Source organism: Streptomyces sp. C (genome assembly GCF_000158895.1).
Lineage (GTDB): Bacteria > Actinomycetota > Actinomycetes > Streptomycetales > Streptomycetaceae > Streptomyces > Streptomyces racemochromogenes.
The window spans coordinates 684,226-686,728 of sequence record NZ_GG657750.1; the positions used below are offsets into that span (position 1 = coordinate 684,226).

3 protein-coding genes are annotated in these 2,503 nt (G+C 74.0%); all 3 read right to left on the reverse strand.

What is annotated here, in order from left to right; all coding sequences use genetic code 11:
- The coding region (locus SSNG_RS03140) for a VWA domain-containing protein (protein WP_129593376.1) at positions 1 to 499 on the reverse strand (499 nt) is incomplete at its 3' end.
- An 86-nt stretch (positions 500 to 585) separates the two neighbouring features.
- Entirely contained in the window at positions 586 to 1,779 is a 1,194-nt protein-coding gene (locus SSNG_RS03145) for a cytochrome P450 (RefSeq protein WP_007262344.1), read from the reverse strand.
- 101 nt (positions 1,780 to 1,880) lie between these two features.
- The coding region (locus SSNG_RS03150) for an ATP-binding domain-containing protein (RefSeq protein ID WP_042800462.1) at positions 1,881 to 2,503 on the reverse strand (623 nt) is incomplete at its 5' end.

Sequence of the window (2,503 nt, forward strand, 5' to 3'; positions counted from 1 at the left end):
AGGGGTCGAGCGGGGCGCAGGTGTCCTCGCCGTCGGTGATGAGGACGATCCTGCGGGTGGCGTTGCCGCCCTCCAGGTCCTGGGCGGCGGCCTGGAGGGCCGGTCCGATGGGCGTCCAGCCGGTGGGCGCGAGGGTGGCGACGGCGGTCTTCGCCTCGGTGCGGTTCACCGTGCCGACGGGGTAGAGCTGCTTGGTGTCCTTGCAGCCGAGGGCCCGGTCGTCGCCGGGGTAGGTGGCGCCCAGGGTCCTTATGCCCAGGCGGACTTCGTCGGGTACCGCGTCTAGGACCTCGTTGAAGGCCTGCTTCGCGGCGGCCATGCGGGACTGGCCGTCGATGTCGTTCGCGCGCATGGAGCCGCTGACGTCGAGCACGAGCTCGACCTTCGGCGGCTCCTTCGCCGGTCCGTCGGCGGCGGCCGCGGTCGACGGGAGGAATCCCGCGGTCAAGGCGACGAACAGGCCGCAGGCCCCTGCCGCCAGTCGTTTTCTTGTGATCATCGCCGGATCGTATTGAGGATCCGGCGCCATGCCAAAACGCGTCCCGGCAGGCGGTATCCGTCCTTCCGCGGGAACCGGGGGAACCGCTACCAGCGCACCGGCAGCCGGGTCACGCCGCGCATCAGGGTGCCCGGGAGCCACTCCGGGGGGCCGCCGGCCGGGTCGGCCTCCAGGGCGGGGAACCGTTCCAGCAGGCTCCGGACGGCGATGCGGCCCTCCATCCGGGCCAGCGGCGCGCCCAGGCAGAAGTGCAGCCCGTGCCCGAAGGCGAGGTGGCCGCCGGGGGCGCGGCGGATGTCGAACACGTCGGGTTCGGCGAAGCGGGCCGGGTCCCGGCCGGCGCCGGCGAGGGAGGCCAGCACGACCGACCCGGAGGGGATGCGGACGCCGCCGAGCTCCAGGTCCCTGGCGGCGTAACGGTAGGTGGCGTTCTGCACGGGGCCGTCGTAGCGGAGCATCTCCTCCACGGCCCCGCCGAGCAGGCCCTCGAAGTCGGCGCGGAGGGCGGCCAGTTGGTCCGGGTGCGCGAACAGGGCCCGTACGCCGTTGGAGATGAGGTTGACGGTGGTCTCGTGGCCGGCGACGAGGAGCAGGAAGGCCATCCCGATCAGTTCGTCGGGGGAGAGGGAGTCGCCGTCCTCGTCACGGGTGCGGATCAGGGCGCTGAGCAGGTCGTCGCCGGGGGACTTGGCCTTCTCGGCGACGAGGTCCGTGAGGTAGCCGGTGAGCTGGGCGAACGCCTCTTCGTTCGTGGTCTCCGGACGGGGCGCGACGATCTCGTTGGACCAGCGGCGGAAGCGTTCGCGGTCGAGGTCGGGGACGCCGAGGAGCTCGCAGATCACCGTCATGGGGAGCGGGAAGGCGAGGGCTTCGACCAGGTCGGCGGAGCGCTCGGGGCGGGCGGCCATGGCGTCCAGCAGCTCGTCCGTGATCCGCTGGACGCGGGGGCGCATCGCCTCCACCCGGCGGGCGGTGAACTCCCGGGCCACCAGGCGGCGCAGCCGGGTGTGGTGGGGCGGGTCGGCCTCCAGCATGTTGGAGCTGGCGGCGCTGGGCTCGGTGTCCGGATACAGCCCGGAGTTGCGCCAGTCCTTGAGCAGGTCCGGGTGGGTGAGGGCCTGGCGGGCCTCCTCGTACCCGACGACGAGCCAGTACGCGTCCTGCTCGGGCCCGGGGCCCCTGACCTGGTGGACCGGCCCGGCGGCGCGCAGGGCCGCGTAGAAGGAGTGCGGGTCGGAGTCGAAGTCGAGGGCGCTGGAGGTGATGTCGACGAGGGCCATCCGATCACCCTACGACGGCCAAGGCCCCCTGGTGGGGGGTGAATCCGGCCACGTGCCACCGTGCGGCCGTGGCCGGGTCCCGTCCGCGGGGATCCCGCCGGTCAGCCGGTCAGCCCTTCGGGGAGGCGGCCGGTGTGCACCACCCCGAGGTGCTGGGTGGCGCGGGTGAGGGCGACGTAGAGGTCGCTGGGGTCGAGGTCCGCGGGCTCGGCCACGATCACCGTGTCGAACTCCAGTCCCTTGGCCTGGCGGGCGTCCAGCAGGACGACCGGCCGGGTGAGGTCCGGCTGCTCCCCCGCCCGTACGCCGGGCAGCGCCGCGGCGAGGGCCGGGTGCAGGGGGCGCGGGGCGATCACCGCGAGCCGGCCCTCGGCGGGCGCGCCGTCGCGGACCGCCTCGGCCACGGCGCCGGGGAGGCCGGCCGCCTCCCGCACCCAGGGGCGTACGCCGGTGGAGCGCACGGAGCGGGGCGGTTCGAAACCGGGCCGGTGGGCGCGGAGCACTCCGGCCGCCAGCTCCATGATCTCGGCGGGCGTGCGGTAGTTGACGCCGAGCCGTACGTGTTCCCAGCGGTCGCCGACGTAGGGGTCGAGGATCTGCTTCCAGGAGCCGCAGCCCGCCTCGTCGCCGGTCTGCGCGGGGTCGCCGACCAGGGTCATGGAGCGGGTCGGGCAGCGGCGCATCAGCAGTCGCCAGGCCATCTCGGACAGCTCCTGCGCCTCGT

Bases quoted from the DNA above. Each gene is read 5' to 3' on its own strand.
- SSNG_RS03145 (WP_007262344.1), bottom strand. From the start codon at position 1,779: ATGGCCCTCGTCGACATCACCTCCAGCGCCCTCGACTTCGACTCCGAC.